Origin of the sequence: Xenococcus sp. PCC 7305 (genome assembly GCF_000332055.1) — a bacterium.
In the GTDB taxonomy this organism is placed as follows: Bacteria; Cyanobacteriota; Cyanobacteriia; order Cyanobacteriales; family Xenococcaceae; genus Xenococcus.
In genome coordinates this window covers 1-20851 of the sequence record NZ_ALVZ01000114.1, presented here as the reverse complement: position 1 = coordinate 20851, position 20851 = coordinate 1, and the positions used below count along the sequence as shown (strand labels likewise).

General features: G+C 38.1%; 26 protein-coding genes and 3 pseudogenes. 13 read left to right on the top strand and 16 right to left on the bottom strand.

The genetic code is table 11. The annotated features are described in order from the left end of the window. Positions 1-122 (bottom strand): annotated as a pseudogene (locus XEN7305_RS27415) (bleomycin hydrolase); the annotation flags it as partial. Positions 123-477: 355 nt separating this feature from the next. On the opposite strand from XEN7305_RS27415, the gene XEN7305_RS05540 reads away from it, so the two are divergent. Next, the gene (locus XEN7305_RS05540) at positions 478-1998 is read left to right on the top strand and encodes a pitrilysin family protein (RefSeq protein WP_006508372.1); all 1521 of its coding nucleotides are present in this window, start codon (positions 478-480) and stop codon (positions 1996-1998) included. A gap of 159 nt (positions 1999-2157) precedes the next feature. Here XEN7305_RS05540 and trxA read toward each other — a convergent pair whose 3' ends face one another. Next, entirely contained in the window at positions 2158-2481 is a 324-nt protein-coding gene (gene trxA, locus XEN7305_RS05535; protein WP_006508371.1) for a thioredoxin, read from the bottom strand. 503 nt (positions 2482-2984) lie between these two features. Here trxA and XEN7305_RS05530 point away from each other — a divergent pair. The 3 genes from XEN7305_RS05530 to XEN7305_RS05520 all read left to right on the top strand — a co-directional run bounded on the left by XEN7305_RS05530 (position 2985) and on the right by XEN7305_RS05520 (position 4516). Next, positions 2985-3767: a hypothetical protein gene (locus XEN7305_RS05530; protein WP_006508370.1), complete on the top strand. Its 783-nt coding sequence runs from the start codon at positions 2985-2987 to the stop codon at positions 3765-3767. A 228-nt stretch (positions 3768-3995) separates the two neighbouring features. Continuing rightward, positions 3996-4232: a DUF433 domain-containing protein gene (locus tag XEN7305_RS05525; RefSeq protein WP_006508369.1), complete on the top strand. Its 237-nt coding sequence runs from the start codon at positions 3996-3998 to the stop codon at positions 4230-4232. Beyond that, positions 4229-4516 (top strand): DUF5615 family PIN-like protein, encoded by a 288-nt coding sequence (locus tag XEN7305_RS05520; protein WP_006508368.1) that lies wholly within the window; start codon positions 4229-4231, stop codon positions 4514-4516. The genes XEN7305_RS05525 and XEN7305_RS05520 overlap by 4 nt, the downstream gene beginning before the upstream one ends. A gap of 130 nt (positions 4517-4646) precedes the next feature. Here the strand turns inward: XEN7305_RS05520 and XEN7305_RS05515 are convergent, their stop codons facing one another. Both XEN7305_RS05515 and XEN7305_RS05510 read right to left on the bottom strand, forming a co-directional pair. Further along, positions 4647-5033, bottom strand: coding sequence for a type II toxin-antitoxin system VapC family toxin (locus XEN7305_RS05515; RefSeq protein ID WP_006508367.1), 387 nt, complete (start codon positions 5031-5033; stop codon positions 4647-4649). A 9-nt stretch (positions 5034-5042) separates the two neighbouring features. Further along, complete coding sequence (locus XEN7305_RS05510; RefSeq protein WP_006508366.1) at positions 5043-5309, bottom strand: type II toxin-antitoxin system Phd/YefM family antitoxin; 267 nt, start codon at positions 5307-5309, stop codon at positions 5043-5045. A 254-nt stretch (positions 5310-5563) separates the two neighbouring features. On the opposite strand from XEN7305_RS05510, the gene XEN7305_RS05505 reads away from it, so the two are divergent. Beyond that, positions 5564-5782, top strand: coding sequence for an AbrB/MazE/SpoVT family DNA-binding domain-containing protein (locus tag XEN7305_RS05505; protein ID WP_006508365.1), 219 nt, complete (start codon positions 5564-5566; stop codon positions 5780-5782). A 61-nt stretch (positions 5783-5843) separates the two neighbouring features. Here XEN7305_RS05505 and XEN7305_RS05500 read toward each other — a convergent pair whose 3' ends face one another. Further along, complete coding sequence (locus XEN7305_RS05500; RefSeq protein WP_006508364.1) at positions 5844-9104, bottom strand: efflux RND transporter permease subunit; 3261 nt, start codon at positions 9102-9104, stop codon at positions 5844-5846. A gap of 64 nt (positions 9105-9168) precedes the next feature. Further along, on the bottom strand, positions 9169-9333 hold the full coding sequence (locus XEN7305_RS28915; protein WP_158500379.1) for a hypothetical protein: 165 nt from the start codon (positions 9331-9333) through the stop codon (positions 9169-9171). A 45-nt stretch (positions 9334-9378) separates the two neighbouring features. On the opposite strand from XEN7305_RS28915, the gene hemB reads away from it, so the two are divergent. From hemB to XEN7305_RS05485, 3 genes are all read left to right on the top strand, one after another. Beyond that, the gene (gene hemB / locus XEN7305_RS05495) at positions 9379-10374 is read left to right on the top strand and encodes a porphobilinogen synthase (protein WP_006508363.1); all 996 of its coding nucleotides are present in this window, start codon (positions 9379-9381) and stop codon (positions 10372-10374) included. Positions 10375-10813: 439 nt separating this feature from the next. Further along, positions 10814-11023 (top strand): hypothetical protein, encoded by a 210-nt coding sequence (locus tag XEN7305_RS05490; RefSeq protein WP_040896856.1) that lies wholly within the window; start codon positions 10814-10816, stop codon positions 11021-11023. Next, positions 11023-11295, top strand: coding sequence for a type II toxin-antitoxin system RelE/ParE family toxin (locus XEN7305_RS05485; RefSeq protein WP_006508361.1), 273 nt, complete (start codon positions 11023-11025; stop codon positions 11293-11295). Before XEN7305_RS05490 ends, XEN7305_RS05485 begins: the two co-directional genes overlap by 1 nt. A 32-nt stretch (positions 11296-11327) precedes the next feature. Here XEN7305_RS05485 and XEN7305_RS05480 read toward each other — a convergent pair whose 3' ends face one another. Together XEN7305_RS05480 and XEN7305_RS05475 are read right to left on the bottom strand one after the other, a co-directional pair. After that, complete coding sequence (locus tag XEN7305_RS05480) at positions 11328-11702, bottom strand: hypothetical protein (protein ID WP_006508360.1); 375 nt, start codon at positions 11700-11702, stop codon at positions 11328-11330. A 5-nt stretch (positions 11703-11707) separates the two neighbouring features. After that, a complete protein-coding gene (locus XEN7305_RS05475) occupies positions 11708-11974 on the bottom strand; it encodes a hypothetical protein (protein WP_006508359.1) in 267 nt (88 codons plus the stop codon). Positions 11975-12107: 133 nt separating this feature from the next. On the opposite strand from XEN7305_RS05475, the gene XEN7305_RS05470 reads away from it, so the two are divergent. Together XEN7305_RS05470 and XEN7305_RS05465 are read left to right on the top strand one after the other, a co-directional pair. Then, on the top strand, positions 12108-12857 hold the full coding sequence (locus XEN7305_RS05470) for a hypothetical protein (RefSeq protein ID WP_006508358.1): 750 nt from the start codon (positions 12108-12110) through the stop codon (positions 12855-12857). Next, positions 12854-13669, top strand: coding sequence for a metallophosphoesterase (locus tag XEN7305_RS05465; protein ID WP_006508357.1), 816 nt, complete (start codon positions 12854-12856; stop codon positions 13667-13669). Before XEN7305_RS05470 ends, XEN7305_RS05465 begins: the two co-directional genes overlap by 4 nt. A gap of 254 nt (positions 13670-13923) precedes the next feature. On the opposite strand, the gene XEN7305_RS05460 is transcribed toward XEN7305_RS05465, so the two are convergent. From XEN7305_RS05460 to XEN7305_RS28910, 5 genes are read right to left on the bottom strand one after another with little or no spacing between them, the layout of a single operon-like run. Further along, positions 13924-14190, bottom strand: a complete 267-nt coding sequence (locus XEN7305_RS05460) for a hypothetical protein (protein WP_006508356.1) — start codon at positions 14188-14190, stop codon at positions 13924-13926. Continuing rightward, the gene (locus XEN7305_RS05455; protein ID WP_006508355.1) at positions 14177-14449 is read right to left on the bottom strand and encodes a BrnT family toxin; all 273 of its coding nucleotides are present in this window, start codon (positions 14447-14449) and stop codon (positions 14177-14179) included. Before XEN7305_RS05455 ends, XEN7305_RS05460 begins: the two co-directional genes overlap by 14 nt. A gap of 7 nt (positions 14450-14456) precedes the next feature. Continuing rightward, positions 14457-14801: a type II toxin-antitoxin system PemK/MazF family toxin gene (locus XEN7305_RS05450; RefSeq protein WP_006508354.1), complete on the bottom strand. Its 345-nt coding sequence runs from the start codon at positions 14799-14801 to the stop codon at positions 14457-14459. A 31-nt stretch (positions 14802-14832) separates the two neighbouring features. Further along, complete coding sequence (locus tag XEN7305_RS05445) at positions 14833-15567, bottom strand: hypothetical protein (RefSeq protein ID WP_006508353.1); 735 nt, start codon at positions 15565-15567, stop codon at positions 14833-14835. 44 nt (positions 15568-15611) lie between these two features. Next, a complete protein-coding gene (locus tag XEN7305_RS28910; protein ID WP_006508352.1) occupies positions 15612-15782 on the bottom strand; it encodes a hypothetical protein in 171 nt (56 codons plus the stop codon). 301 nt (positions 15783-16083) lie between these two features. On the opposite strand from XEN7305_RS28910, the gene XEN7305_RS05440 reads away from it, so the two are divergent. Further along, on the top strand, positions 16084-17124 hold the full coding sequence (locus tag XEN7305_RS05440; RefSeq protein WP_006508351.1) for a GTP-binding protein: 1041 nt from the start codon (positions 16084-16086) through the stop codon (positions 17122-17124). A gap of 70 nt (positions 17125-17194) precedes the next feature. Here XEN7305_RS05440 and XEN7305_RS05435 read toward each other — a convergent pair whose 3' ends face one another. Beyond that, positions 17195-18205 carry a GTP-binding protein gene (locus XEN7305_RS05435; RefSeq protein WP_006508350.1) on the bottom strand — a complete coding sequence of 337 codons (1011 nt, stop codon included), beginning with the start codon at positions 18203-18205 and terminating at the stop codon, positions 17195-17197. Between the two features lie 213 nt (positions 18206-18418). Here XEN7305_RS05435 and XEN7305_RS05430 point away from each other — a divergent pair, with 213 nt between their 5' ends. Together XEN7305_RS05430 and folE are read left to right on the top strand one after the other, a co-directional pair. After that, complete coding sequence (locus XEN7305_RS05430; RefSeq protein WP_006508349.1) at positions 18419-19390, top strand: GTP-binding protein; 972 nt, start codon at positions 18419-18421, stop codon at positions 19388-19390. 14 nt (positions 19391-19404) lie between these two features. After that, complete coding sequence (folE, locus tag XEN7305_RS05425) at positions 19405-20061, top strand: GTP cyclohydrolase I FolE (protein WP_006508348.1); 657 nt, start codon at positions 19405-19407, stop codon at positions 20059-20061. 174 nt (positions 20062-20235) lie between these two features. On the opposite strand, the pseudogene XEN7305_RS05420 reads toward folE, so the two are convergent. Both XEN7305_RS05420 and XEN7305_RS29680 read right to left on the bottom strand, forming a co-directional pair. After that, positions 20236-20556 (bottom strand): annotated as a pseudogene (locus XEN7305_RS05420) (efflux RND transporter permease subunit); the annotation flags it as partial. A 43-nt stretch (positions 20557-20599) separates the two neighbouring features. Continuing rightward, a pseudogene (locus tag XEN7305_RS29680) lies at positions 20600-20851 on the bottom strand (transcriptional regulator); the annotation flags it as partial.

The window sequence follows — 20851 nt, the reverse complement described above, 5'->3', positions numbered from 1 at the left end:
ACAGCATCAAGACGTTTGTTACCATCAGCGATGAATCCTTTAAGAGCAGAGATTTCTTCTGCACCGATACAAGCAGTTTTTGAATCAGCTGCGACTACAGCTCTAGAAAAAGCGTCAAGCATTGAGCTCTCCTTTAATAATTTGACAAATTTAAATCTTATTTAGGTGACGGTCGAGAAACCTAACAAGTGAGCCGGCGTCTTACTAAGACGCAAACACCAGTTCCTTCAGGTTGGGAACCCCACTGAGTTGACTGGCCCGGTAACTCACGAGTTGTGACCCGTCGTTATAAAACATAAATGAGTTTGGTCGCTTTGGTCTCTTTTATTTACAACAAAGCAATATTCTGTAACATTTGGGTAAATCTCGTTACAAAATTGAGGCAGTAAATTTGCTAGATCAAGGTGTCGTTAAAAGTAGCAAATCCTCATTAAAAAAGGTATCTTGAGACAAGAAATCACGATTTATTGATATTTAATGACTACCAAAAAATCTAGAAATATTATTTATGGGCTTTGTTTGGGCTGTTTAACTATCCTCTTACTATTTATTACCAATATTCCCGTAACAGCAACTTCCCCAGAAGCCATTTCACAAATTACACAGCGCCTCTCTACAGAGAAAATTGCCCCCAAACATTACACCGAGTTAGAATTCTCACCACCTCCAGAAATTCGACTACCTGAATATCTTCGCTATCAACTGGACAATGGCATGGTGGTTTATCTGGTTGAAGATCGAGATTTCCCTTTAATTAGTGGTAGTGCAGTTATTCGTACTGGTTCAAGGTTTGAACCTCAAGATAAGGTGGGTTTGGCTCAATTAACTGGAAATGTGATGCGAAGTGGAGGCACTATCAATCATCCATCAGAAGAGTTGAATTTGATTCTGGAACAGAATGCTGCCAGCATCGAATCTGCCATTAGTAGGACTTCTGGCACTGTCAGTTTTAGCACTCTGACAGAGGATTTGGATACGGTATTAGAGCTGTTTGCGGAAGTGATTCGTCAACCTGCTTTTGACCCAGAACAACTGCAATTAATTCAAAATCAACAAAAAGGCGCGATCTCCAGACGCAATGATAACCCTCAAGAAATTAGTCAAAGAGAGTTTAATAAACTAATCTATGGTTCCCTGAGTCCCTATGCACGCACCACAGAATATGAAACTGTAGATAATATTTCTCGTGAAGATGTAGTCAATTTCTATGAAAAATTTGTTCGCCCAGAAAACATTATCTTAGGGATTGTTGGCGATTTTGAGACTAGTCAAATGCAAGGGATGCTGGAAGAAAAATTTGGTGATTGGCAAGTCAATCTTCCTGCCCCAACTTTAGATATTCCCACCGCAACTCAAAAATACACTAGTGGGGTCTTCGTGGTGGATCGCCCAAATTTGACTCAAAGTAGTGTTTTGTTAGGACATCTTGGCGGTCTGTTAAAAACTCCTGATTATCCTCAAATCAGCGTTCTTAACGGTGTGATTAATGGCTTTGGTGGTAGATTGTTTAATGAGGTGCGATCGCGTCAAGGATTAGCTTACAGTGTTTATGGCATTTGGAACCCCAATTATGACTATCCAGGAACCTTTACCGCTGGAGGTCAAACTCAGTCTGAAACGACTGTTCCTTTTATTGAATCTATCTTGGCAGAATTGGAAAAGGTTCAAGATAACCTCATTACAGAACAAGAATTGGCCAATGCCAAGGAGTCAATCCTCAATTCATTTGTGTTTAACTTTCAAACTCCTAGTCAAACCTTATCCCGTCTGATGCGCTATGAATATTTTGGCTATCCGCAAGACTTTATCTTCCAATATCAAAAAGGTATTAAAGCCACAACGGTAGAGGATATTCAACGGGTTGCTCAAAAATACTTAGCTCTCGATAAAATAGTTATTCTTGTGGTAGGAAACTCTGCAAGCATAAGTCCTTCTCTAGAAAGCTTGTCACCTGAAGTGACATTTCTTGATATTTCAATCCCGCAAGCAGCTATCTAGAAAACAACTAAGGAGGGTTAAACCTCCTGGACTCATTCTTTCTATTATTTAACCGGTCTATCAATTCCACTTGAAGACATTACGGCAAGACAAAGCGACAAGTCCCAATTAAAAGATGGGACATGCATTCACACTTCCAACTTCGACAATCAAAATTCCTTAAAGATATTTTTCCAAAGTGTTTGCCAAGGTGGTCTTGGGAACAGCGCCCACAACCATATCGACCCTTTGTCCATCTTTAAAGATCATAAGAGTGGGAATACTACGAATTCCATACTTGCTCGCAACGTCGGGATTCTCGTCAGTATTGAGTTTGACGACTTTTACTTGTCCTTCATACTGATCTGCAATCTCCTCCACTACAGGAGCAACCATACGACAAGGACCACACCAGGGAGCCCAGAAGTCAACTAAAACTGGAACATCTGATTCTAAAACACTTGCTTGAAAACTAGCATCTGTTACTGCGGGGGCTGAAGACATGCCTACTTATTTCCCTATACTGATAAAATTTCTATTCAATAATACAAGATTCTATCACTAAAGGCATATTGTGAATCTGATGCGTTTATTAAGTTTTAATTCTGGGTTCATAATTATCAGCAACCCAGTAAAAAAGAGAAAACCGCCCGCGTCACCCTTGGGCGGAGTGTGGTGTGAGGAGTGAACGGAAACATTTGTCTCCGCCTACTTCATTGTAAGCTAGAACGATAAATTTTCCAGGAGATTGTATACGGATTCGCAAATTTTATAGTTTTTTAACAAAAAATTTACCTATTCCTCCAATTTGATGCCCGTAATCAGAGCTGAAATTTTGAGTGAGTACATATACTCAAGCTTCATAGTTTCTTCAAGCCATTGCGAAGAAACTGTGTTTTTCATTAAGATTTTCTAGGGAATTGATATTATCTAAGTGTATTCACTTAAATCATTTTACGTAATTCTAAATATTTCTATTGTTATCTTTAAAGTATTATCAATTCCTCATGTTTTTTAAAATTTCTTCTAAGCCTCAAAAAGTCAGCTATTTAGTTATTATTCTTTCTTTTTTAGGGATTATATATAGCTTACAGAAAGAGCATTATGATAAGACTCGGCTTCAGATTGAAGCAAATAATTATCAAGAACAAATAGAGTCAGCTCAGACAACTCTTAATGCACAAAAAAGAATACCGACTTTTGGGTTTGATAATCTACGAGCAGATATAACTTACTTACAATTTTTACAATATTTTGGTGATGAAGAAGCCAGAAAACAGACAGGATATTCTTTAGTTCCTAGTTATTTTGAAACTGTGTCTGATTATGACCCCAATTTTACCCAAGCCAATCTAACTTTTAGTGTTGCAAACTCGCTCTATGCAGGTCACCCGGAAAAAACTATAACTCTAATGGAAAAAGTTTTAGAATCAAGTTCTCCTGACCTGGATGATGCTTATTTAATTTGGTTTACTAAGGGACTAGATGAATTGTTGTTTTTAGGAGATACCCAAGCCGCTCTAGATTCCTATCAAAATTCGACACAATCAGCAATTAAGCAGAGAAATAAGACTCGCAACAAGCTTTATTCTGATAAAATTACTAAGATTACTGTAGTTAGCCAAAGAAGAATTAAGTATTTAGCAACAGATCCTGATACAACAGAAGCTCAGATTACGTCCTGGAAATCTGTTTTGCCCAATGTGGTTGATCCTCTGAATCGCCAAAGAATCCGCGATCGCATTGTCTCTTTGGAACAGAATGCAAATTACCAAGCCAAAAATCAATAATTAGCCAACAATATAGACACCCAACTCAGTCGAGCATAATTCTAGTGAGAGCTGTTCATATAATCGCCCGTTCTCATTCGCGATCTCTAAAAATAAGTAAAAAATCATCTCCTAAAGCTCTGCATAATCGCTACTTAGTGCGAATCGCTTGTTCTTATTCGAGAATCGCATTCATTAAATCAACTATGTGCCTGAAGAATTATACTATAATTTTGAATTTTAATTGTCATGGAAAATCAACTTCTGGAAAGGATTACTCATAATCAAGATATTTGCCACGGAAAACCATGTATTAGAGGATTGAGATATCCTGTTGAATTTATTTTAGAACTTCTTAGTTCAGGAATGACAACGGAAGAAATTTTGGCAGATTATGATGATCTAGAATCAGAAGATATCCAGGCAGTTTTGCTTTTTGCTGCTCGATTAAGTCAAATAAAAAGTATCCATAAAATTGCTTCATGAAGTTTTTAGTTGATGCTCAATTGCCTATTCGTTTAGCTAAATTTTTGCAAGCAAGTGGCTATGATACTTTACATACGAGAGATTTACCTCAACAAAATGCAACTTCAGATAGTCAAATTAATGATATTTCTATTCAGCAGGAGAGAATTGTCATTACTAAAGACTCAGACTTTGCACCTGAGTATATTTATTTTCTGGCATTTCGAGACGTTCCAACTCTTCAAGCTCAGTTCAGAGAATGGGGATATATCACCAAATCAAAAACCCAACTCAGTCGAGCATAATTTTATAGGTCGCAGATTTCTTCTGAGACGTTAGGAGATCCCTCAAAACAGGGAAACAATCACATTAGTAGTAGAGAACAAAAAATATCTTCAAATCCTAAAGATTTACTCATAATTTCCTTCATTTCCTCTACCAAATAATATAGACATCATAGAGATGAAATTTGCTATCAGCCGTAATAATTGGAAGTTTTCTAATCTGGCTTTGAGCAATCAATAAACGGTCAAAGGGGTCATTGTGATGATTCTTCAAGTTTCGAATTTGAAGAACATCTTTCAAGCTAATAGAAAGAGTCTTAAACCTATAGTAATTGAGACGGCTGGGAATATAGATTTCAGGAGAATCAGGTAAAGGCAACTTTCCTATTTGAGATTTAATGACGATTTCCCAGGCACTGACAATACTAAAAAAAATATCGTTTTGACTGTCGCTGATAATATTACGAGCAGCAGAAGAGAGTTTGTTATCATTAGTAACCCACCAAAGGAAAGCATTAGTATCTAAAAGAACTTGCATGTTTAGAGTTTAAGTTTCACTCTCAAAGGCTTGAAGTAGCTCTGTCGGAAGAGGATCGTCAAAATCATCAGGAACAAAGAAGCGACCTTGATCTATTCCAGGAATTCTCTTTTCTGAGGCTTTGTCAGATGTAATTTTTGGAGTAGGAGATGAGGGAATAAGGCGTGCTTTTTCTTGACCTTCAACGGAAATAATAATTTCTTCTCCTTGTAAAACTTGAGAAAAAAGTTGAGGAAATTTTTGCTCGGCTTCTTGAAGGTTTACATAAATTGTCATGAGAGAGCAGAACTATTGGAACTATTGTTTCATTATATGATTGCAGATCTCTTCTTAGACGTTAGGAGGTCGCTTTTTAGTGTAAATCGCTTGTTCTGATTCGCGATCATCGCGTAATTTCGCCTGAAGTGAAGAAGCAAAGTCTGAATAGAAATCTATCAAAGGTTTCATCACTATAGAGAGAGCATAAAGTTGCAAATCCAAACCAAGTAATAATACAGTGATCTTACTCTAAAAATTACATCTCAAAAGTAATGCGTGTAACAAAAAAAGGGCAAGTTACAATTCCCAGAAATGTTAGAGAAGTTCTGGGCATAACTCCTGAAACTGAAATTGATTTTATAGAAGAAGATGGAAAGTTTTATATCGTTAAATCTGAATCTCCAAAAGTCGCAGGAAAATTTAAAAAATTCCGAGGAATCGCAACAGCCCAAATGTCAACTAATGAAATTATAAGTCTCACAAGAAGTTAAACTTATGTATCCTGGCTAAAAAACTTTTGGTATTGCTAATTTTAAGATAAAAATATTAGAACTAATATTCTTGGTTTTTCCCTTTGCGTCTTTGCGTCTTTGCGCGAAACAAACTCATATCTGGATTCAGCAACGTCGATTTCTGATGCAACAAAACATAAAAACAAGGAATAATAAATAAAGTCAACAAAGTTGCAAAAACCAAACCAGAAAAAACCACAATTCCCAACGGTTGTAAAAACTCTGAACCTTCGCCAATACCGATCGCCAGGGGAAACATTCCCAACACAGTAGTAATCGTAGTCATTAAAATTGGTCGTAATCTGGTAGCTGCGGCATGAACAATCACCGCCTGACGACTTCCCTTCCCAAAACTGTAGAGTTGGTTTGCCAGTTCAACCATAACAATGGCATTATTCACCACAATTCCTACTAGCAACACTACGCCAACTAAAACCGTTGCGCCGATCGCCGTATCCGTAATAAATAAACCAAAAATTCCCCCAGCTAAAGCCAAAGGAACTGTTAGTAAAATAACCAAAGGATCGATTAAAGAATTGTATTGCACTGCCATCACAACAAATACCAGAAATACAGCTAAACCACCTAAAGCCTTCAAAGCAGATTGAATTTCTTGGTTAGAACGGGCTGCATAACTAGGTAAAACAGTAATACCATCGGGTAAGTCAATATCTTGCACTATTGAGTCTAGTTCGGCCAGCGCATCGCTAAGGGTTGCTCCTTCATTGAGGCTGCCCAACATCATATATACCGATCGCCGATCTATACGTTGAATTTCTCCAGGAGCTTCCCCCAACTCCAAATTAGCCACATCTGTTAAAGCAACTGAGTGATCGCGACCTGCTAAAATCGGTAATTTTTGTAATTGGGATATGGACTGACGAGCATTGCCATCTAGTTGAACTCGAATATCGATTAATCGCTCATCTCTTTGTAATTGTGTCGGCACCGCGCCCGCGATCGCCCTTTGGACAGTTCTTCCCAAATTTTGAATAGTCAAACTCGTATCTGCCAAGCGGACTGAATCGGGAACGATCCTAATTTCCAGTTGTTTGGGGTCGAGATTAGATCTGAATCTAGACAAAGTAGCTTTTTCGTCTAATATTTTGAGTACCTGCTCACCAGTCTCTTCTAGAAGCCTCAGATCTTTACTTTGCAAGATCAAATCCAGTTTGGATTTTACTGGAGAATTATTTAAATTTAACCCGCGCACTGTTCCTGGAAAAATGCGTAGACGAATATCTACTAAGTTGAGCTTACGGAATTCTCGATTAATCTTGGTGATAAAAGAATCTAAGTTAGTCCCTGGGTGTAGCGTAATATTACTAGAACTGCGTAACATATTTTCAACAGTGTTATTGCCAAAGAGAAATCCCCCAACTGTGGTGAAAGCATAGGCGGTTTCGGGTTGAGCTTGAATGATGGCATCTACCTTTTCCATAACTCGTTGATTGGTTGGCAAATTGGTTCCTGGGGGAAAACGTGCCACGAGAAATGCCTGACCAGTATTAATTTTAGGCAAAATCTCTTGGGAAATATTTTGGAGCATTGTGTAACTGGTAAACCCGATAATAGTAAAGGCCAAGACAATTACAACAAGACGGTAACGTAAGATGCTGTCGAGAAAACGTCGATAATTGTAAGTTAATCCCGCAAAACCTTGATTAAACCAGACCAAGAAATTCCATTGATTAACCTTGCTAGAAATTGGAATGTTCAACAAACGCGAAGCCAACATGGGCACAATCGTTAAGCCTAAAAGCAAAGAAGCCGCGATCGCAAAACTGATAGTCAGAATCAATTCTCGAAATAACAAAGAAAACAAACCACCAATCAACAAAAAAGGCAAGACTGCCACCAAATTAGTCGCAGTAGAAGCAATTAAAGCCGATTCCACCTCTTGACTGGCAATTATCGCCTGCTCTATTCCTAGCTTTCTTCTCTCCTTGTCCTCTTGTTTCCTTGTCTTCTCGTCTCTCTGTTGCCTATTGCCTATTCCCCGTTCCCTGTTCCCCATCTTAATCCCAATATTTTCCAGCATCACAATCGAGTTATCCACCACAATTCCCACTCCCAAAGCCAAACCACCCAAGCTGAAAATATTGATTGATAAACCAAACAACTTCATCAAAATAATTGCAGTTAAAGTAGCTAGGGGAATTGCCATCACAATGATGAAAGTTTGACGCAGCGAACCCAAAAAGAAAAATACGACTAACGCCGCCAAAAGAGTACCTAACAAACCTGCGATCGCGACATTAGAGATGGAATTACGAATAAAAACCGACTCATCCCTAGTAGTAACCAATTTCATATCAGCAGCAATCAAACCCGATTTGCGCAACTGCTGTAATTTCTTTTCTACCTGTTCGACAATCTTGACAGTATTGGCATCAGGTTGTTTTTGAAGCGTAATTTTGACTGCTGGTTCACCATTTAAAGTCACAAATACTCTTTGCTCTGCATTGCCATCAATAATTTCGGCAATATCTCTGAGGTAAATCTGATTTCTGGCTCCCTCACTATCATTGCTATTCAAATCCAGCGTTAAATTAGCAATCTCCTCTGCCGATTGGAATTTTCCCACAGTACGAATCAAAGGTTCGCCTAAACTATCTTCTCCACCCTTTAACCTACCCCCTGCAATATCAATATTTCTTTGGGACAGGGCATCCAAAACTTCGTTAAAACTCAGACCAAAAGCTTGTAATCTTTTTAAATCGACCTCTACTCGTACTTCTTCGGTTAAACCCCCGGTCACATCCACCGAGGCGACTCCAGGTATGAGGTTTAACTCCCGACTCAACTCTTCATCGGCAAAAATCCTTAACGCCAAATCATCGAGAGAAGCCGATTCTAGAGCAAATTCATAAATCGGTAACTGAGAAGGCGCAAACTTAAACAACCTCACTCCAGTAACTAAGTTAGGTAAGCTGTCACGATTGCGGTTAAAACTTGCTGTGGCATCACTGAGGGCGCGATCTATATCTCCTCCTGGTTCAAAAAAGAGATTGAGCCTCACTCTGCCTTCACGAGTTCTAGAGTAAATTTGTACTACTCCTTCCGTAGCACCTAGAGCTTCCTCTAAGGGTTTAGTAATTTCTTCTAGGGCGACTTCGGGGGAAACTCCAGGGGAGTTGACGACTAATCCAATACGAGGATAGGTAATAGCAGGCAACAAATCAACCTGTAAGCGAAAAGCAAAAAAAATCCCTAAGACAATTAATGCTAAAGCCAGCATCAAGGTGCCAATATGACGACGAATGGCAACAGCACTAATCGAATTTTTTCCTGGGTTCATTACACAGCGCGATCGATGATACTTATTTGCTCAACTTAACATAAATTAAGATTGCTTCTTTTGGTCAAAGGCGAAGCTCTAAGTACTGCGATCGCCAAACGATACTCGTCACTGGTCTACTAAAAGAAGATTTAGTCAAATCCTCGGCAGTGAAACAATAAATTGTTCCTACAGCAAGTTGATCAATAACCTGCTTTTTATTTTGATAACGATTATCATTGTTGTACAATCAACAGGATTGATCTTTGAATCTAGAATCACGTGATCGCTTCTTATGACTTCCAATCCTAAACATTTCTCTATGCTCCATCGTCCTCGTCGCCTCCGTCGCACTTCTTCACTCCGTAGTATGGTGCAGGAAAACCAATTAACAGTTAACGATCTGATCTATCCCGTGTTTGTCACCGAAGGGGAAAATCAACAAGAGGAAATACCTTCGATGCCAGAAATTTATCGTTATTCCCTCGATTTATTGCTCAAAGAAATAGCCGATGCTGCCAATTTAGGAATAAATGCGATCGCACTTTTTCCGCTCATTTCTAATGACAAAAAAGATAATGCAGGTACAGAAAGCTATAATCCTGATGGTTTAGTCCAGCGCATAATTAAAGCAGTTAGAAATGAAATTCCTGAAATTACCATTATTACCGACGTAGCGCTCGATCCTTTTTCTACCTATGGTCATGATGGCATAGTCCAAGATGGCAAAATTCTCAATGACGAAACAGTAGAAGTGCTGGTGAAACAAGCAGTCTCTCAAGCGGAAGCCGGAGCAGATATAGTAGCCCCTTCCGACATGATGGATGGTAGAGTTGGAGCTATTCGTCGAGGTCTAGATACTGCTGGTTACTTCGATGTGGGAATCCTAGCTTATTCGGCTAAATACGCTTCAGCTTATTATGGCCCTTTCCGTGATGCGTTAGAATCTGCTCCAAGCTTTGGCGACAAACAAACCTATCAGATGAATCCCGCCAATAGTCGAGAAGCGATTAAGGAAGTAACTTTAGACATTGCTGAAGGAGCTGATATGGTAATGGTCAAACCAGCTTTAGCTTATCTAGATATTATTCGTCGCATCAAGGAATATACCAACTTACCAGTTGCTGCTTATAACGTCAGTGGGGAATATGCGATGGTGAAAGCTGCTGCCCAGCAGGGTTGGATTGATGAAAAGAAAGTAGTTTTAGAAACTCTTACCAGCATGAAACGGGCAGGGGCAGATTTGATTTTGACTTATTTTGCCAAGCAAGTAGCTTTGATGTTGCAGTAGGGATAATTTCGCTCTTTATGCGAAAGAATTGTAGTAATCAATTATTGTTGTAGTGCAACTTCTCTGACATTATCTCTAACAGTATTAAAATCCGCATCCTCGCCCACATCAGGCATCACCAGCAACAACTTTTAAAGAGAATTTTCTGCGGTTTTTTGTTTAAAAACACTGGTTAGAATGGAGTCTAGTTCCAATTCAAGGGAGTGATCGTGAATTGCGGCTCTTTGCTTTAAGCGATCGCGATTATCTTTGCTTAAATTATCAAAATTTATGCTGGTCGTAACTTGGTTTGATCGTGAGAGTGAATATTTTTGAAATAGGTAAGTTGCAGAATAGACGTACAATGGTATCTGCTCAGTAAGGATTTGGTAAAACAAATCTTATCAAGGTTATTCTTTATCATATGGCGAGTAATACTTCCTATGGAAAATTTTTAATAATGACCAATCCAGCAAATATAGATGAAACTCGAATCAAAACTTTATTTAAAGAAGCTCTTGTTGAAGTAATAGAAGACAACCAAGAATTAGTAAGCTCTATTTTGATAGATGCTTTGGAAGATATAGGGCTATCTCGCGCAATTGAAGAAGGAGAAAAAAGTAAAACTGTCAGCCGAGATGAAATATTCAAAGTATTAAGTGGAGAATAGTGAAAACAGAATTTAAAGATAGTTTTCTCAAGGATATTCGCTCTATCAAAGATAAAAAATTACTCTCCCGCCTCGAACAATTTATTCTTACAGTAGAAAGTCTAGATGATTTGAGTCAAATTCCTAATCTCAAAAAGCTTAAAGGGCAAAAGAATAAAGTTTATTATCGTTCGAGAATTGGCAACTATCGTGTAGGGTTGATTATTAAACAAGATATCGTGGTTTTTGTTCGTTTCCTCGCTCGCAAAAAAGTTTATCGCTATTTTCCATAACTTACGAAGTAGCAGCAATTGCGATCGCTTTATTAAGGTAATGCGGTAATGCTCACTCGACCATTTTCTCTAGCTTCGATTTTTAATTCATAACCACGTATTAAACTCATCCCCACTAAAGGTTCTGTTTCTGCTGCATTCACTTCAATAGTCTTGAGTTGTCCATCCCAAATGGCTGTAGCTAGATAAATATCAAAAATAACTTCACTTTCATCGCCCAAAGTCCCTCTATTCCTGTAACTCCAAGGTAAATTGAGTTCTTGAATGATACTTGATGGCAAGCTCACAGAACCTGTAAAACCAGTATCAATGACTGCATCAATTAATTTCTGTTGATTACTCGCTTGGTTAGTAACGACAAAGCGAATTACCGCCTCATAATTAGCATTAACATATCCTATTAGCATTAAATCTATTTAAGACTTCTCGCCCCGAAACGGTGAACTGCACGGTGTCCAACACGAACTACCCAAGTTTGAGCATGAGGGCATTTTGCCAAAAGTTCCTGGGAGGCGGCTAAAGTATCATCAGCCATAGCAAAAGTACCCGTTTCAATATCGATCGCGACAATCTTGCCATAATTATCTGCTTCTACTTGAGGACGTATTGTGGATTCATAGATTTCATCACCACGTCTAGCAAATTCTTCTTTACTATAGAGTGGTTGTCTAATTACCATAGTGTTTTGAATTTGATTTTACTTTTAACTTCATTCTAACGAACCAACCAAAGCGATCGCTTCTGTTTAAATTTGCTTACAATACAATTTCGACTTTTGGATATAATGATAACCGTTATCAAAAAATCTTGTTATGATTATTGCCGTAGTCAGTCCCCCAGGTGCGGGTAAAACCCACTGGATTAGCCAACAAATATCCCAAATCAATAAACCTATAGGCTATTTCAGTCCCCAAACCGATTCTCTACCCATTGATGCCACATATCTGCAAAGTGAATATCCCCAACTGAAGCTTTATCAGACAGGAGAAGAAGCGAAATTAAACAAAACAACCATCACTTATCTCGAAATTCCTTGGTATTTAGATTTAGCAGGAATTGAACCTATGCTGCAAACTTTGAATCCCCACCGAGTAGCGATAATTCCCAAGGAGACAGAGAACAAAGAATTAGAGACTTGGGCAGATGAAATTATTCCAGGAAATAATATCATTAAACCAACTGAAACTATACAGATTCAACGGGGAGTTTTGACAGGAGAAATCTTGGACTTTGACAGTTTAGCTACTTTTTGGCTAGAACTTACTCAAGGGGCTTATGGAGAAGTAGTTCGAGCCAAGGGAATCTTTGATTTAGTGGACGGACAAATTTATTATGGCGACTTTACACCAGGGAACTCGGAATTAGAATTCAAACCCTTAAATTTACCTCGTTGGTTAAATGGTAAACCAGATCGTAAGAGCGGTTTCGAAATAGTGGGAAGTAATTTAGACAAGGCTGAAATTGTCCAAACTATCCGAGATTGTTGCGTTCCCGAATCCGAAATTCTTTATTACCAACAACAAGTAAAAGAGTCTTTAGCAACTGAATTAGAAGCCGTATGAAAATAGCAGTAATGTCTTGTATTCATGGTAATTATGCAGCTTTAGATGCAGTTTTACTAGATATTGACCAACAAAAAGCCGAAAAGATTTATTGTCTGGGGGACTTAGTGGGTTATGGTCCTTATCCCAATGCAGTAGTCGAGCAAATTCGTTCTCTGGATATTCCCACCGTACAGGGTTGTTGGGATGAAGATATTGTCGAAGGACTCAACGCCTGTGAATGTAGTTATCCTTCTCTCTTGGCAGAAAAAAGAGGTAAAATAGCCCACGAATGGACGAATAACAAGGTCAATCCCGAAGTTAAAGAGTATTTGGCAACATTACCCCATACCTATAAAGAAGATAATCTCTGTTTTGCCCATGGTAGCCCTAGTAGCAACCATGAATATTTGTTACCTGAAATGGATGCTTTCACTGCCTTAGAAAGAGTCCTTTATAGCGATGCAGATATTTTATTTTGTGGTCATACTCATGTTCCCTATGTTCGAACCTTAGATGCTGGACAATTACAGGTAACCGTTCATCAACCTAATCAAAAAGAACAATCTCCTGTTAGTTTTAATGCTCCTCTGAAAAAAATTATCAATGTTGGTTCGGTAGGTGAACCTCGTCATGGTCGTCCTAATGCTACCTATGTCATTTATGATACGGAGACAGAAGCAGTAAACTTGCGGGAAGTGGAGTATGACTATCAAACAACCTGTGCTGCTATTTTAGATGCTGGTTTGCCGCCGATTTTTGCTTGGCGTTTGGCTAGAGGCTTGGAATTTGCCGAAAAAGCGGACGATCCGACTCATGTTTGTGAGAGGTAAATAGTTGTGTTTTTGTATCTGGCGATCACTTTTATAACTGCTTTTAAATCTCTCTGAAGTTTTTTATAAATTCCTTAAACTTAATAAGATTACAGCGGTGTGCAAACAAGTTAAGTACAGTTACAAATCTAAATCCTAATGAACAAGCAAAATAGTTGTACTTAATAAACCTGAACACCGCTATAATTTTTTTTCTTAACGGCTAAGTTGAGCGGCGGCAAATAAAATTGTGTAGATGGCTAGTATGTAGACGGCTAGGGGCTATCGTCCGTCCGCTCCAACGCAGTGCTAGGCTCCACTGTGAACGCAGATAGCTGATTTTTTTGCACCACTTTAATGAGAAATCGTAGAGCCTCATTGACTGATTCTGCGTTAGGGAATATTTCTGCCACATCGGGTTCTAGGCGCACTGTTGATCCACCAAAGCTCTTACGTTCTGAACCTAGTCTTCTCACGCGCAAATTCTTCAGGTCATACTCATCTCGAAGATCATCTTCCATCTCTAATTCAGTCTTCTTCATATGCTTTACGCTCCGATCTGGTAACTTTTCTAGCACTGATAACGCGAATTGAATTTTTGCTCTCCGTATACGAAACAATCAACAATTGTCCCTGATTAGATTTACCTACAATTAGGTAGCGTTCTTCATCCTCTGAGTGGTCTGGATCGTAGAAATCAACATAAAGTGGATCATCAAAGACAGTTTTTGCCTCGTCAAATGACACTCCGTGCTTTGAAAGATTTCTGACTGCTTTGTTATCATCCCACTCGAACTTCATGAGGCTATTATACCAAGTTTGTATTTAAAGCTTTTTGCACTTTCATAGATAAATTTGGTGATAAGTCGCCTAATTTTCTTTGAAAAACCGATCTACTAACTGTAGCTATTTTATCTGTTCTAATTAAAGATGTTTTCTTCAAGCCTGTTTGTGAAAATTTAGCATCACTATCTCGAATCAATACCCAGCTATTTTGCAACCCACCAGCAGGAATTTTGGAAAATATACCCACAATAATTACTTCTTCTCTATGTATTGCTAGAATTAGTGCAGGTCTTAATTTAGCAGCAGTGAGATCGCTAAAAGGAAATCTAACTAGCCATATTTCTCCAGGTTTGGGTTTAGACATCATAGATATCTTCTGGGAGCATCCCACTTTTTGACTAAGCAATAGTACTTAAAGAGATGTCGCCATTTAAATAAGCACATCGCAGTGTTAACATCTGGGAAATATTGTTTTTATTCCACTGTGCACCAGTAATCTTTACTCTTGAAGCTATTTGTTTAATCAAAGATTCTACCGAACCCGAGCCAATACAGATTTTTAGCTCTTGATATAGTTGATAATCAGGAATTCGTTTTTGATGTTTTCTCAAGTAGGCTTGAAAATTTTGTGCCTTTTTATTTTTCAGTCCTTCAAATTCCTCAATCGCTTCTTTTACAAAACCTTGCCAAAGATAGTGTTCGACTTTTTTTAATCTACGAATCGAACCGCCGACTCGATAGAGATTCTCTTTTAAATGATACCAATCCAACACTTCTCTTCTTTGTTGCTCATGACTAATTTCTTGAATGATATTCCAGATTCCATCATGACCATCTCCTAAACAAGTGATATTTTGACTGAGAGATTGCTGGTTTATCCATTCTATTAACCCTTCATTATCTCGAAAAAATGCTACCCCTATTTGTTCATGAACTTTGAGTGCTTTATAATTCCTCCACTCACTTTCCTGTCCTAATGCTGTTCTTAGTCTCACTGTCCCACCGTCCACACTTAATGCTTCAGCTTTTTGGGCTATTTTCGGTTTTGGTAATTGACATTTTTTCACTATATATAGTATTTCTGCTGCTTGTCTTAGATGTTCTTGGAGCTTCGCTTTTTCTTCTGGTGTCATGCTTAATTGGATAATTTCTTTTTTGCTTTGACATCAATAATACTTTAAGCATTTGTACTTACTGCAAAATTGAGATGCTCCCCCTGCAAGTGCTCTCTAATACTTAATTCTATGTTTTCAAATGAAGTTAATTCTTCCGAAGACGTGTTTTTATAGAGTATTTCTGCTACTTGTCTCAGGTGTTCTTTGATGGCTGCTTGTTCTTCTGGTGTCATGCTTAATTAGAGATTTTGTCTATTTTTTCTTGGTTACAATTTTACTCTAAGCATTTTTACTTACTGCAAAAGTGGGATGCTCCCAATTATTGAAACCATAGCTCTACGATTCCGATCCAACAGGGCTGAGATTTTCATATTTATTCTTTATCATTTTATATTATAATGATAATCATTCTCATAAAGTCTTCAATTCCCTAATAACCCGTTTGTAGCACCAAATTTAATTCCGCAGAATCTTCCAGATGATATAAGATGAGAATCATTATCAAAATATTCTGAGACGAATTACCTCAAAGATATGAATCGTCGCAACTATACTCTGTCCGATGCCTTGCCATCTTTACCGAAAAGAGGAATGCCAGTCACGATTATCACTGGTTTCTTAGGTAGTGGCAAAACCACCTTACTCAATCAAATTTTACAGAACAAAAACAATCTAAAAATAGCAGTATTAGTTAATGAATTTGGCGATATTAATATTGACGAGCAACTACTGATCTCAGTGGAATCGGATATGGTAGAGCTGGATAATGGTTGTATTTGTTGTACCATTAATGACAGTTTAGTAGATGCAGTTTATCGAGTTCTAGATCGAGAAGAGAAAGTAGATTACTTAGTAATTGAAACTACAGGATTAGCCGATCCTTTGCCAATTATTCTTACTTTTCTTGATATAGAACTAAAGTTTTTAACTCGCCTTGATGCGGTGATTACGGTTGTGGATGCAGCAGCTTTTGACGCTGAACATTTTGATAGTGATGCTGCCTTAAGCCAAATCAGATACGGTGACATAGTGATTTTAAATAAAATTGACTTGGCAAGAGAAGAAAAAATTACCGAATTAAAAGCATTTATTGAAGATATCAAACCAGGATTCAGAATTTTACCCAGTGAACACGCCAAAGTACCTTTACCTTTAATTTTAGATATTGGTTTAACTAAAGCAGATAACTATCAAGCTGAAATTTCCGAGTTTCGACGCAACAAATACACTTTTAGTAATCACTTAGCTAATGATGACTTTAATTTCGTTTCCTTCAAGAGTGATCGCCCATTTAAGATTGAGAAATTCGAACATTTTTTAACCGAACAATTATCAAACAATATATTTCGTGCCAAGGGAATATTATGGTTTCAAGAAAGTCCTTCCCGACATATTTTTCAATTGAGTGGACCTCGCTACGATTTACAAGCAGATGACTGGAAAACTCAACCAAAAAACGAACTGGTATTTATCGGGCGCAATTTAGATGAGTCTCTAATCAAACAACAACTTAATGATTGTTTAGCAGAGTTAGCAGTTAGAAATAAATTTAGTCTGCCTAATTTACCCTGGTGAACATCATGGGCTTATTTTCTCGAACTAGACAATTTTGTGTGTTCCCATATTTAAAATAAGACTGCTTAGATTAACAAACACAAGCTTCTAGTAATGCTCTTAATTTATCTTGTTCTAAATTCTGTCCGATAAAGACTAATTGATTTTTGGGCATACCTTTCCACTCATCATCTTCAATACCAAAACGTTTCCCACTAAGATGAAAAATATGACGGGCAGTACTTCCTTTTAACCATAAAATACCTTTAGCGCGAAATACTGATTCGGGTAGTTGGTTATCCAAAAAATATTGAAATTTACGAATATCTAAAAGCTTTTCTGTTTCAAAAGATAGAGAAGAAAAACTATCCTCATCTATATGATCCGAATGGTGATGATGATGTTCGTGACTATGCTCGTGATGGTGATGTTCGTTATGATGCTCGTGATGATGAAAATGACTTATTTCTTCTTGAAAATAACGGTCTGATTTAAACAAACCGACACTTAAAATTAAAGATAAAGCAACATTGGCTTTAACTGTTCGTAAAATTCGCGCATTAGGACGCTGTTGACGAATTTTGTCCTCAATTTGCTTTACTACTTGTGATTTTACTAAATCTGTTTTGTTGAGTAAAATAACATCTCCACAAGTAATCTGCTGTTTGGCAGCAATACTTTCTTCTTTAGTTTTGGCATAAAAATTATCACAATCAACCAAAGTTATAATTGAATCTAGCCGAGTTTTTCCTCTTAATTCTGTACTTAAAAAAGTTCCTGCTATGGGCAAAGGATCGGCTACTCCTGTAGTCTCTACAATCAAATAATCTATTTTTTCTTTTCTTTCTAAAATTTTATGTACTGTTTTAACTAATTCCTCATTGATAGTGCAGCAAATACAGCCATTATTTAGCTCCACGATATCATCATCACTGGAAATAATTAATTCGTTATCAATGCCAATTTCCCCAAACTCATTGACCAAAACCGCAATTTTCAATCCTTGCTGTTGAGTCAGGATTTGATTCAGGAGAGTAGTTTTTCCACTACCCAAGAATCCTGTAATGATGCTAACGGGGATGCCTTGTATCGATGTATCCATTAACTAATCGCTGAAAGAGGATGATAATCATTATCATGATAGTCTCAAACTTACAGAACAGCAAATTTAATTTCTATATAATATGAACGATAAAAGCGATCGCTATGGTGATATTACTGATTTTAGTATTGCGATCGCCTGTATTTTTACTTTATTCTGAGAACGATTATCGTTATAATCAATTTATGTAAACCAAAATTGCTTCTCTTCACTATGTCAGAGATTTCCCAGCAAGGAATTCCAGTCACTATCATCACAGGCTTTCTCGGTAGCGGGAAAACCACCCTGCTTAATCAAGTTCTGCAAAATAACTACCAGCAGAAAGTTGCCGTATTAGTTAACGAATTTGGTGATATCAATATTGATGCCCAACTTTTAGTTTCCTATGACGATGATTTGGTGGAATTAAGCAATGGTTGTATTTGCTGCACTATTAATGAAGGCTTGGTAGAAGCAGTAAAGCGAATCTTAGCCAGAGAAGAAAAAGTTGATCGTTTAATTATCGAAACTACTGGTGTCGCTGACCCTTTACCGATTATTCTAACTTTTGTGGGTTCGGATTTTCGAGATTTTACGCGCCTGGACTCGGTTATTACTTTAATTGACGCAGAAACCTTTACCCGAGAACATTTTGATAGTGATGTGGCGTATAAACAGATCGCTTATGGGGATATTCTCTTATTAAATAAAACCGATTTAATAGACAAAGAACAATTAACCATATTAGAAACCTATATTGCCTCTATTAAAAATAATCCCAGAATTCTTCGTACTCAATTCGCTCAAGTGCCCTTACCCTTAATCTTGGATGTGGGATTAACTCAGACAGATAGTTTGCCTGAAGAAAAACATTACGAACATCACCATCATCATTCCCATCATCTAGAAGCCGATGGTTTTGTCTCTCTGTCCTTCAAGAGCGATCAACCCTTTGATGTCTATAAATTTCAAAAGTTTTTACACGAAGGACTTTCCCTAGAAGTATTTCGTGCTAAAGGAATTGTTTGGTTTGCCGGCAGTGAATTACGTCACATTTTCCAACTCTGCGGACAGCGAAACGATATTAAGTCCGAACCTTGGTCAACTCCTCCTGCTAACCAACTAGTCTTTATCGGTCGTCATTTGGATACCGGTAAACTTCGCCAACAGTTAAATGACTGCTTGGCTAATTCTGTTACTGTTTAATTTAATGTAAATTCATGACCTTAGCTAAGTCCAAACCAGATCGAGTTGAAAAAATCGATAATAAATTACCATTACTAACTACTACCCAAAAGCCTCCCGTCTCCGAAGAAGAGATGCGCCAAGCAGTACGGACTTTACTCTTAGGATTAGGAGAAGATCCAGACCGTGAAGGATTACGAGATACCCCTAAAAGAGTGGTTAAAGCCTTGAAATTCTTGACTTCTGGCTATCATCAATCTTTGGATGAATTGCTTAACGGCGCAGTATTCCACGAAGATGCGAATGAAATGGTCTTGGTTAGAGATATTGACCTGTTTAGCTCCTGCGAACACCATATTCTGCCCATTTTAGGTCGCGCTCATGTAGCTTATATTCCCGACGGCAAGGTAATCGGACTATCAAAAATTGCTCGTATTTGTGAAATGTACGGACGACGTTTGCAAGTGCAGGAAAGATTGACCGCTCAAATTGCGGATGCACTTCAAGGATTATTACAACCCAAAGGGGTAGCAGTAGTAGTCGAAGCCAGCCATATGTGTATGGTCATGCGAGGAGTACAAAAGCCTGGTTCTTGGACTTCTACTAGTGCGGTTAGAGGAGTGTTTGCCGATGATGCTAAAACCCGTCAAGAGTTTATGAGTTTGGTTCGCCATAACCCTGCATTACTCTGATATAGCGCTACGCGCAAGTCAAGAGTCAAGAGTCAAGAGTTTACTAATCATAGGCTTGAGGGTTTACTAATGTCCTAACCAAAATACGTAGTGCTATATATTTGCGTGTCACTATTAGAGATGAGTCATTGACCCATCTCTTTTTTTTATCGTTAATGAACTAGAAACCAGATATTAAACTGAGCTTCTTTCTCTAGATTCAGGATGTTGAAGCTCTTGCTCTTTAATGCTTTTTCTTGGCTGAAAGTCTTTTAATAATCCTATCAAAGCAGGAATTACCGTAGGAGTTAGCAACGTCGAAAGAGCTAAACCCCCGGTGAGCGCAATTCCCAAACCCTGATAAAGTTCCGCGCCCTTACCTGGAAGAATAGCTAGGGGCAACATACCCAAGACACTAGTTCCTGCCGACATGAAGATTGGCCGTAAGCGATCGCTGACTGCATAACAAAGAATCGCATCATCTTCCATGCAATCTACTCTACGTTGAAGAGCGCGACAAATTTGATTAATAATTGAGAATTCTGACTGCGATCGCATTTTACTGTTTTGTCCGATAAGCTTGTCCTGGATGATGCAGTTTGTCAGGGTATTTCAATACGATAAGTCCTTCTTCTACCATCTTTTGCAGAAATCGGCTCCTAAGTGTTGAATTAGCGCGATCAAGGATTATTGCTAATTCCTGTAGGGTTAAAAAATTGTCTTCGCACACATTTAAAATTACCTCGCGCATTATATCTGGGGGAACTTTTTTTTTGTTCCTAACAGGTTTGGCTATTGCCTTAAGATTTTC

Excerpts from the sequence above, each read along its gene's own strand:
- XEN7305_RS05480 (WP_006508360.1), bottom strand. The coding sequence starts at position 11,702 with ATGCTAATAGGATATGTTAATGCTAATTATGAGGCGGTAATTCGCTTT.
- XEN7305_RS05445 (WP_006508353.1), bottom strand. The coding sequence starts at position 15,567 with ATGACACCAGAAGAAAAAGCGAAGCTCCAAGAACATCTAAGACAAGCA.
- XEN7305_RS05505 (WP_006508365.1), top strand. The coding sequence starts at position 5,564 with ATGCGTGTAACAAAAAAAGGGCAAGTTACAATTCCCAGAAATGTTAGA.
- XEN7305_RS05530 (WP_006508370.1), top strand. The coding sequence starts at position 2,985 with ATGTTTTTTAAAATTTCTTCTAAGCCTCAAAAAGTCAGCTATTTAGTT.
- XEN7305_RS05450 (WP_006508354.1), bottom strand. The coding sequence starts at position 14,801 with ATGATGTCTAAACCCAAACCTGGAGAAATATGGCTAGTTAGATTTCCT.
- XEN7305_RS28910 (WP_006508352.1), bottom strand. The coding sequence starts at position 15,782 with ATGACACCAGAAGAACAAGCAGCCATCAAAGAACACCTGAGACAAGTA.
- XEN7305_RS05435 (WP_006508350.1), bottom strand. The coding sequence starts at position 18,205 with ATGGATACATCGATACAAGGCATCCCCGTTAGCATCATTACAGGATTC.
- XEN7305_RS05525 (WP_006508369.1), top strand. The coding sequence starts at position 3,996 with ATGGAAAATCAACTTCTGGAAAGGATTACTCATAATCAAGATATTTGC.
- trxA (WP_006508371.1), bottom strand. The coding sequence starts at position 2,481 with ATGTCTTCAGCCCCCGCAGTAACAGATGCTAGTTTTCAAGCAAGTGTT.
- XEN7305_RS05540 (WP_006508372.1), top strand. The coding sequence starts at position 478 with ATGACTACCAAAAAATCTAGAAATATTATTTATGGGCTTTGTTTGGGC.
- XEN7305_RS05490 (WP_040896856.1), top strand. The coding sequence starts at position 10,814 with ATGACCAATCCAGCAAATATAGATGAAACTCGAATCAAAACTTTATTT.
- XEN7305_RS05460 (WP_006508356.1), bottom strand. The coding sequence starts at position 14,190 with ATGAAGAAGACTGAATTAGAGATGGAAGATGATCTTCGAGATGAGTAT.
- XEN7305_RS05520 (WP_006508368.1), top strand. The coding sequence starts at position 4,229 with ATGAAGTTTTTAGTTGATGCTCAATTGCCTATTCGTTTAGCTAAATTT.
- XEN7305_RS05455 (WP_006508355.1), bottom strand. The coding sequence starts at position 14,449 with ATGAAGTTCGAGTGGGATGATAACAAAGCAGTCAGAAATCTTTCAAAG.
- XEN7305_RS05475 (WP_006508359.1), bottom strand. The coding sequence starts at position 11,974 with ATGGTAATTAGACAACCACTCTATAGTAAAGAAGAATTTGCTAGACGT.
- folE (WP_006508348.1), top strand. The coding sequence starts at position 19,405 with ATGACCTTAGCTAAGTCCAAACCAGATCGAGTTGAAAAAATCGATAAT.
- XEN7305_RS05500 (WP_006508364.1), bottom strand. The coding sequence starts at position 9,104 with ATGAACCCAGGAAAAAATTCGATTAGTGCTGTTGCCATTCGTCGTCAT.
- XEN7305_RS05465 (WP_006508357.1), top strand. The coding sequence starts at position 12,854 with ATGAAAATAGCAGTAATGTCTTGTATTCATGGTAATTATGCAGCTTTA.
- XEN7305_RS05440 (WP_006508351.1), top strand. The coding sequence starts at position 16,084 with ATGAATCGTCGCAACTATACTCTGTCCGATGCCTTGCCATCTTTACCG.
- XEN7305_RS05470 (WP_006508358.1), top strand. The coding sequence starts at position 12,108 with ATGATTATTGCCGTAGTCAGTCCCCCAGGTGCGGGTAAAACCCACTGG.
- XEN7305_RS05515 (WP_006508367.1), bottom strand. The coding sequence starts at position 5,033 with ATGCAAGTTCTTTTAGATACTAATGCTTTCCTTTGGTGGGTTACTAAT.
- hemB (WP_006508363.1), top strand. The coding sequence starts at position 9,379 with ATGACTTCCAATCCTAAACATTTCTCTATGCTCCATCGTCCTCGTCGC.
- XEN7305_RS05430 (WP_006508349.1), top strand. The coding sequence starts at position 18,419 with ATGTCAGAGATTTCCCAGCAAGGAATTCCAGTCACTATCATCACAGGC.
- XEN7305_RS05510 (WP_006508366.1), bottom strand. The coding sequence starts at position 5,309 with ATGACAATTTATGTAAACCTTCAAGAAGCCGAGCAAAAATTTCCTCAA.